General features: G+C 52.3%; 7 protein-coding genes. 4 read left to right on the top strand and 3 right to left on the bottom strand.

Annotation, left to right across the window (positions count from 1 at the left end; all coding sequences use genetic code 11):
* Positions 1-284: hypothetical protein (locus CA13_RS35720; RefSeq protein ID WP_419194879.1), on the top strand; the 284-nt coding region annotated here is incomplete at its 5' end.
* A 58-nt stretch (positions 285-342) separates the two neighbouring features.
* Here CA13_RS35720 and CA13_RS26890 read toward each other — a convergent pair.
* Positions 343-1,005 (bottom strand): hypothetical protein, encoded by a 663-nt coding sequence (locus tag CA13_RS26890; protein WP_146401965.1) that lies wholly within the window; start codon positions 1,003-1,005, stop codon positions 343-345.
* Between the two features lie 663 nt (positions 1,006-1,668).
* On the opposite strand from CA13_RS26890, the gene CA13_RS26885 reads away from it, so the two are divergent.
* Together CA13_RS26885 and CA13_RS26880 are read left to right on the top strand one after the other, a co-directional pair.
* Positions 1,669-1,938, top strand: a complete 270-nt coding sequence (locus CA13_RS26885) for a hypothetical protein (RefSeq protein ID WP_146401963.1) — start codon at positions 1,669-1,671, stop codon at positions 1,936-1,938.
* Positions 1,939-2,233: 295 nt separating this feature from the next.
* A complete protein-coding gene (locus tag CA13_RS26880) occupies positions 2,234-3,598 on the top strand; it encodes a substrate-binding domain-containing protein (RefSeq protein ID WP_146401961.1) in 1,365 nt (454 codons plus the stop codon).
* A gap of 3 nt (positions 3,599-3,601) precedes the next feature.
* Here the strand turns inward: CA13_RS26880 and CA13_RS26875 are convergent, their stop codons facing one another.
* Entirely contained in the window at positions 3,602-5,398 is a 1,797-nt protein-coding gene (locus tag CA13_RS26875) for a Xaa-Pro dipeptidyl-peptidase (protein WP_419195162.1), read from the bottom strand.
* Positions 5,399-5,753: 355 nt separating this feature from the next.
* Here CA13_RS26875 and CA13_RS26870 point away from each other — a divergent pair, with 355 nt between their 5' ends.
* Positions 5,754-7,277 (top strand): sulfatase family protein, encoded by a 1,524-nt coding sequence (locus tag CA13_RS26870; RefSeq protein ID WP_146401959.1) that lies wholly within the window; start codon positions 5,754-5,756, stop codon positions 7,275-7,277.
* Positions 7,278-7,511: 234 nt separating this feature from the next.
* On the opposite strand, the gene CA13_RS26865 is transcribed toward CA13_RS26870, so the two are convergent.
* Complete coding sequence (locus CA13_RS26865; RefSeq protein WP_473087513.1) at positions 7,512-8,108, bottom strand: dihydrodipicolinate synthase family protein; 597 nt, start codon at positions 8,106-8,108, stop codon at positions 7,512-7,514.
* Positions 8,109-8,111 lie beyond the last annotated feature (3 nt).

Genomic DNA, 8,111 nt, shown 5'->3' with positions numbered 1-8,111 from the left:
CAAACCAAGTCCCGAAAAACGACCCCCTTCCCCTTTTCCTCTGCCGAAGCATTGCAACCGAACAAGCGAAGCGTCAAAGCACCGCTGCGGCCGGCGCTATGCCCGGCGCGCAAAAGCTATCCCAAAACGGCTTGCAGACGCATGAAAACCTGCGTCAATCGAAGCGGCAATCTGGTCAACGCACCGCGAGCCGCTTGCAAGGATCTCATCAACATCGAGCGTTACCCAAGTCACACTGGGGCAACTACTTCGGCGACCGCAAGCTACCAATTCTAGGCAGTTAAAAAGAAAGCGTGAGACAAGAATCCTGTCTCACGCTATGGAGTGATCAAATGATGTTACTTAAGGGTGGACCCCATTTGATTTCTCTAGTTTCAACCATCCTTCTCTAACTAACAGGGAACGCACGTCCCGGGGAAATAATTTAGGCTCAGCAAATTTCACATAGACGGCGATCACTCTAATGCTCCCTTCTTTGGTCGCCGCATACTGGAACCAGCGTTCAGATGAAGTCCAGGTGAACTCTATATCGAAAGGCAAACCTTCCTTCGATCTATCTCTCTGTGGCGTCCAGGTTTCGGCAGTGGATGACGCGTATGCCCTGGCTGGCCAAGGCAGGGAGGTTAAAACAGCCTGCAAGTCTCTCTCGTTTTTGATCGTCTTTAACTCCTCCAATGTTGGGAGTTTGGCCACTTTCATCGGCATGGATTCTGCATAGCTAAAGTAGCTTCGGTGGTATCCTATTCGCGCGGGAGGCGGATAATACTCTGCGGGAATAAGAAACCTGTTTTTCCCAATCATTTTTTCTTCGGTGAAACGCAATTCTATCTCGCATTTTTCGGAATCAACAAAAGGTGCTTCACCTTCCGCTGAGCATCGATATTTCGTCTCGATAGAACCACTCCAAAACTCGGAGTTTGGAAACAACACCTGGTCTGCTAAAGCCCCCCCAGCAAGGATGCTAACCTGAAGCATCAGCAATAATGTAGTTAGTGATCTATTCATAGATGAAACCCAGGAAAGAAAAGGGGAAGGGGGTCATTTTTCGCTAAGGGCATGATGGATGCAGCCTGCTTCATCGGCACGTTTGATTCTTGGCATACCATCAGTTGGCTAAAGAAAGATTGATCGTATTCGCTAGAGAATATCAAACCAAGTCCCGAAAAACGACCCCCTTCCCCTTTTCTACTCTTGCTGACGCCGAATGGTTCTCAAACTCGGCTGAGATACGTGTCCTGTAAATCGAGGAAACCTCGTTTTCAGCTGTGTTTCAACGTCGGTCGAGTTTTTTGACCCCACGGGGTCGTTCTCCATGGCAGTGGAAAGCTACCAATTCTAGGCAGCTAAAAAGAAAGCGTGAGACAAGAATCCTGTCTCACGCTATGGAGTGATCAAATGATGTTACTTAAGGGTCGAGTCGTAAAACTTTGCCAATTCTGTCAACTGGTCGTTCTACCTCCTCTGAGATATCAACCCATTTCGCGACAATTCTATCGCACATCACCGTCTCGGTGGTTCGTCGGAGTTTTTTGACAGGACGCGCATCAGTATTCCGGTATAGGTGGAAGATTTTCAAAGCAACCAAGAAGGGGCCATCCATTTTTAATTGCCTCAGTGCTTGGGATTTGCTGGAATTCTCGCTGATCAAGTATTGTCCAGGAGGTCGTTTTGGCACGTAAGCGTCGCGTACTGTCGGCCGCTTTAGTGGGAGCTGGCAAATGCCAAGACGCTTTTGACGCATTGGGAAGTGCCAGCAAGCTTGATTGGCTAGTTCAGCAGATGCAAGCCGTTGTACTCGCCCGTCTCGGCCACATCGAAGAAGCATCGGAAGCGGCCACCACGTCACAAGCCGGAGCAACGAAGATCCTAACCCCCACTCCCGGTAAGCCGTTCGGCACGTTAACCAATGGTCCATGGTGGGGTGGGTGCCAATACTAGGCACTGAGGATCAGATGTCGCATTCGGAACGATTCGATAGCGCGTGTCCGACATCATCAGCATCGTTCGTCGTAAACGTCGTGGGATTCCAATCTCGATCAGGGAACTGGCTTAGTGGCGAAGTCGCGACTTGGTCCAAACTTCAGCCGGTGGCCCTCTGAAATTTCTCGTCTGGCGCATAGTGGCAGGTATTTATGGAGCTTGAATGCCGATTTCCATCGCCGAAGTAGACATTGTGCACAAAAGCATAGTAGGCTATCGATTGCTTTGGTGACTAGAACGCGATGAGTTGCGAATGACGATCTCCAGTTACATCGAACAGGACCTAGAAGCCCGTATTCGATCGGGTGAAAGACCTCCGAAGTTGACAATTGGTGCACTGGCTCAGCACTATGGTGTCAGCTTTTCGCCAGTGCGCGCTGCGGTCAATCAGCTTGTTGCCAGATGTGTGCTTGTCAGGGAAGCCAATGGCAGACTGACTTTTGGAGAAAGGCGGAGCACGAGAAGACAACGTGTTGCGATTTTGATTGACGTTCAAAATCCACTTCGCCGGCGACTCGATGTGTTAGCAGGCATTCGACAGGTTGCGGTCAGCGCCAATTGGGAGACAACTCTGATCCCGGTTGCCGATTTTTCATTTTCGCAGCACCGCAAGTGGAGCTTTGACGGGATCGTTGGACGGATCGGACGTTCGCTGGCGACCAAAGTGAAGAAGCGGAACATCCCTACCGTTAATGTTTGGCTGAACACGGATGCCACAGGTCTGACGGGTGTGTATCCAGATTGGCATCAGGCTGGGCAGATGGCCACTCAGCATCTTTTGTCACTTGGTTTTCGGCGACTCGCTTACGTTGGATTTTCCAATGATCGTGGCGTCGAAATGCAACTCGCCGGTTATGAATCATTGGCGCACGATATCGCGATTGAACATTCTGTGAATCGGATAAATCGGTCCTATTCTCAGTCTATCTCTTCATGGCAGTCGTTCTCGAATCAACTTGATAAGTTGGTCGGCAGATTGGAACCGCGGACCGGCGTCTGTGTGTCCGATGATTTTCTTGGCCGATTCATTATTGAGCGATGCGAACAACACGGCCTCCAAGTACCTCGGGATGTGGCAATCGTCTCGATAGAAAATGAACCGCTGGTTTGCGAGTATACCAATCCGCAACTTTCCAGCATTGATGTGGGGTATCAACAGGTTGGGATGCGAGCAGCAGGTCTACTTGCGCAGTTGATGTCGGGGGCCTTACCACCGGAGGAACCAACGTTTTTGCCTCCACGTACGATCGTCAAACGCCAGTCCACCGATGCGTTCGGCGTGAGCGACGCGGAAGTCGCAAAGTGCCTGCATTTCATCGTAACACATGCTCACCGACACATCTCTGTTGACGATGTCGCGGCGCATGCGAGTCTGTCGCGACGCACGCTGGAAAGGCGTTTCAAGGATGCCGTCGGTCGCACCGTCGGCGAAGAGATCACGTGCGCTCGTCTCGAAATCGCGAAGCGGCAACTTTTGGAACCGGAACTTCCCGTCAAGATGGTCGCCCGGCGTAGTGGTTTCCGGGACTCAAGTCAGCTATGTGCTGTCTTTCAACGCGAGTTGGGAATGAGTCCCGGCCAATTCAGGAAGGCCCATGCAGTAGCCTCCGATACTTGATTACTAATGATCCTCTTTGGACTGCAACAGGGCCTTCGCGAACGCATCATCGCCGCCAACGATTGGCAGGGTGATGGACGTCGCATCTAAATCGACCGTTAGCTCCGTCCCGGGTGTTGGCCTTAGGGTAAAATCTCGATCACTTGACAGGATCATCAGGCCGATCTGCTGTCCCTTATTAATGACTTGATCGTCTGGCTGAAGATCGAACGACAATTCATAAAACTGTCCCGGGACAAGTGGTTCACCCTCGGTGATCGAGAGATGGTTCTGCGGATCGGCCCAGCCACGCGTGATGATGTTGTCGGTGATTTTGGTCTTCTTGTTCTCGGTCCAGGGTAAAGAGACGAGCCAGATGGAGAGGTTGGCAGCGGGTTTATTGGCGGCGACCCTGATGGTAATGCGGGGAGTCCCCGATAGATGAATCGGCTTCGAGAACTTCGGTGTCAGATAGATCAGCCGATGATTCGTCCATTCCGCTTGCGCAAGCGACGCCCCACTGAATGAAAAGTTGTCAACAAGCGTCTCCGTTCCTTGATCGGCCGCAGCAACGGTTGCCAGCTTTCCTCGTTCGGGCGCCCCGGCAGAGAGGTAGAACTTGACGGGTGAGGCGGCGGGATTGGGGTATTCCGCGTAGGGAGTTGGTTTGTCACGTTCATTTTGTTCGCGAACGATCCAAGCACGCGGGTCATTCTCGACATCATTTTCGATGCCGTGCAAATAGCGAGTGAACCAACGATTCATCATCTTCATCGGCGGCGGCCCACCATGCCCTCCTTGGTGAAAGAACGCTTGGGTTGGGACGCCCTTCGCTTTGAGTGCCTCGTAGATGCGAACGCTATGTTCGGGAACGACGTTCCAATCGTTGAAAGCGTGCGCCATCAAGACAGCCGCATTCAGTGGCTCTAGATCGTTCAGGTAATCGCGGCCGGCCCAGAATTCGTTGTAGTCTCCGGTCTCTCGATCAAGCGACTGCAACATTTCCTTGTCTCGCACTTCGCAGTCGCAATGGTCCCGCCTTGTTTCGTTGCCGCTATGAATGAAGTCGTACAGGTAATCGATATCCTCGCCCAAGAAACCGAACGGATGTCGGATCAAGCCGTTCGATCGATAGTAGTGGTAATATGACGTATTGGGCGCGACTGGAATGATCGCTTCTAGTCCTTTGACACCGGTCGTTGCCGCGGCCAATGGGATCGTACCGTTGTAAGAGGTTCCCGTCATGCCGACCTTACCGGTACACCAAAAGGCGACAACCTTTTCGTCGCCATCGGGTGTCGTGAATCCGTGCGCTCGACCGCACAGCCAGTCAACGACCGCTTTGGGTGCGAGCGATTCGTTGTCGCCGCCTACGGTTGGACAGCCTTGTGAAAGTCCGGTCCCAGGTGAAGAAGAATGAACCACGATGTATCCGCGCGGTACCCATTCCTTGACATGCGACTTTGAGATAATCGGCCGCAGTCCTTTTCGCTCAGGCGGGGGAAAGTGCTCACGCTGCGGAGGCGTCGCCCCGAGTTCGTGCCTGGTGTCCCAAAAGAACTCTTGCCCTTTCGCCCCCGTGCCGGCAAAGTAGGGACTCGAAACGTACACCACCGGCAACTTCAAACCCTCGCTTTCGGTTTGACGAGGGCGTGTGACGCTGACGTGCATCCGATCTAGCTTGTCATCGCCGTCAGAGTCGAACTCCGTTTGGACCCACAGGTCATGGCGAATCCAGTAGTCGGGATCTTCGAACGCTTTGACGATTTGGGCTTCACCGTCTTTGAAGACGGGAACAGTAGGCTCTGCGCCGCTTGCCATCGCACCGTTCAATAGGGCGAACGTCACAATGCCAATGTTCGTGAATGTTGAAAGGTCGTGCCGCAGGCGGAGCATCATGAGTCTTTGTGTTGTGGGACGTTTGTGGCGATAGCGTCCCTATAATACTTGCCAATGACCTGTGATTTCCGACAAACCGTTGTTGAATTGCGTACGCAACCAGACCATGAGATGACCGGCATTTTCGCCCTGGGCTTGCTTTGAGTCATTGGAAGCATGACGCAAACAAATGATCGATTGGCGTCAATGCCCAATTCGTTGACGGTATCATGCACAAGGTCAAAGAGTCCGTAATGATAAAACGATCGAAACCGCTGCCGTGAAACGAGCCAGTTGAATGCGAATAATAGGCCAGTGGCGAACAACAGCAGTCTTCGTACTGACGCCGGCACTGATTTTTGGGTTGATATCGAACTTGGCGGCTGTCGCGGCTGAGTCGCCGAACATCTTATTCATCATGACGGACGATCAATCTTGGCGACATGTTGGATGCTATGGCGATTCTGCTGTCCGCACGCCAGCTATGGATGATCTTGCTCGACGAGGCGTTCGCTTTACGAATGCCTATTGTGCTGCTCCTTCGTGCTCGCCATCGAGGGCGGCTGTGCTAACCGGGCAAGACATTTTCCGATTGGAGGAAGGTGGCGTTTTGACAGGTTTTATTCGAGAGAAGTTTGACGTCTTTCCGCTAGTGTTGGAGCAAAGCGGCTACTCCATCGGCAACACGGGGAAGGCCTACGCACCGAGAACAAAGAACACGCCCGGTGCGTATGACGCTCCCATCGGTAAACCGTTTAACGAGAAATCTGTCTCTGCGCCGAAAGGGATCAGTCGAAATGATTATGCCTCGAACTTTGTGACGTTTCTCGAGCAGGTTCCTGAGGAATCGCCGTTCTTCTTTTGGGTTGGCATCTCCGAGCCTCACTTGCCTCATCCACCGGGACTAGGACAAGAAACCGGTATCTCAACCGAGTCGATCGACATTCCAAGCTTCTATCCGGACAACGCCAATATCCGCAACGCATTGTCCGACTACCTAGCGGAGATCGAGTGGGCAGATCAGATGATTGGCAAGATCATCAGGACTCTCAAGATTCGTGGATTGATGGACAACACCGTTATCGTCTTTACCTCCGATAACGGCATGCCCTTTCCACGAGCGAAAGCGACGCTTTACGAATACGGCGTGCACATGCCTCTGATCGTTCGGTGGGACAAACACATCGCGTCTGGGCGAGTCTTTGATGGTCCTGTGTCGTTGATCGATATGGCCCCAACGTTTCTGGAGATTGCTGGCCTCGGCATCCCTGCCACGATGACGGGAAAGAGCCTTAAAAGTGATCTCCTGTCCCACGACTCTGGTCGCTTGGATCACAAACGAAAATTCGTCGTGTCGGCTTTTGAAAAACACTGTCTTGCACGCCCACACAATCTCGGTTTTCCTCGGAGGGCTTTGCATTCGAAGGACTGGACCTACATACGCAACTTCGAGCCGAATCGCTACCCAGCTGGTCATCCCGAAACACTCATTCCTGGCTGGGGCACCTACGGTGACATCGATCCAAGTGGAATCAAGACGTTTTTCATAGAGAACCAAGGCGATACAGACGTCCAACGTTTGTTTGCGCTCGGTTTCGGCAAAGTGCCACCTGAAGAGTTGTACGACAAGCGAAACGGCTCTGACATGACAACGAATCTAGCTGGCGATCCGCGTTTTCATGCAACACTCACAGACCTGAGAAGCAAGCTGGCAAATTATCTCGCTGAAAACGAAGATCCACGAACGCACGGTTTATCGCCTTGGGATGACTACAACCTGGATAGACCGTTTCCAATTTCTCACCCCATCACAAAGGATTAAGACGTGACACCCAAAATTCTGATTACCAAGGTCGTAAAATCGAAGCAACCGAGAAGGGACGCACAATCAAAATTGGTATAGCGAACGATGGACCGCTGAAGATTGAGATGACTCAAATCAAAGCGGGCAAACTGGTTGCGTTGAAATACGCTGCTAAGAACGCGAATGACCTGCGGCAGAAACATCCCGAAGTTCACAAGCTTTATCAGAAATACAACACTGCGATGCCCGCCATCAAGATCCAGTTCGCCCCCAAAAAGCAAGACAGTGCGAAACCTGTGTGTCAACGCCGGCCATGAGCAATACATTGTCACTCGTGTGCGAGATGTGCTCCGCTGCATACGTTAGTGACTCAACGCCTCCGAATTCCTTGAATTCGACAAGGTTCGGAAAATCGTGATGCAAATCAAGAAAAACAGCCTTGGTTTCAAATCCGTAATGCGGACTGTTGTAGATCACAGCAGGCAGGTTTGGTGCCGCTCCAAGGATTGCAGCAAAGTGCTGTCGCTGAGCAGTAGGCGATGCGCCGCGTGAAAGGACTCGTGGGATGACCATCCATCCGGCAGCTCCAACGGCAGCAGCATGTTCCGAGTGAGCGACTGCTAAGGCTGTGTTCTGAGCACCAGTACCGACAATGACAGGAACACTTGCATCGACCAGTTGGCGAACGCCCTCTTGTCGCTGTTGATCGGAGAGCAATGGCCAATCCCCCTTCGATCCGCAGTAAATGACACCGGTCATTCCGACGTCCATGAGCTCTCGGGCTTTTCGCTCGAGGGCGGAATCGTCGGGTGAACGATCATCGAGACAGGGCGTCATTAGGGCCGGAATACA

Source organism: Novipirellula herctigrandis, from assembly GCA_007859835.1.
In the GTDB taxonomy this organism is placed as follows: domain Bacteria; phylum Planctomycetota; class Planctomycetia; order Pirellulales; family Pirellulaceae; genus Novipirellula_A; species Novipirellula_A herctigrandis.
Note: the sequence above shows the minus strand (reverse complement) of the source record. Positions and strands in the feature narration are given on the sequence as shown.

Excerpts from the sequence above, each read along its gene's own strand:
- CA13_RS26890 (WP_146401965.1), bottom strand. The coding sequence starts at position 1,005 with ATGAATAGATCACTAACTACATTATTGCTGATGCTTCAGGTTAGCATC.
- CA13_RS26880 (WP_146401961.1), top strand. The coding sequence starts at position 2,234 with ATGACGATCTCCAGTTACATCGAACAGGACCTAGAAGCCCGTATTCGA.
- CA13_RS26875 (WP_419195162.1), bottom strand. The coding sequence starts at position 5,398 with ATGGCAAGCGGCGCAGAGCCTACTGTTCCCGTCTTCAAAGACGGTGAA.
- CA13_RS26870 (WP_146401959.1), top strand. The coding sequence starts at position 5,754 with ATGCGAATAATAGGCCAGTGGCGAACAACAGCAGTCTTCGTACTGACG.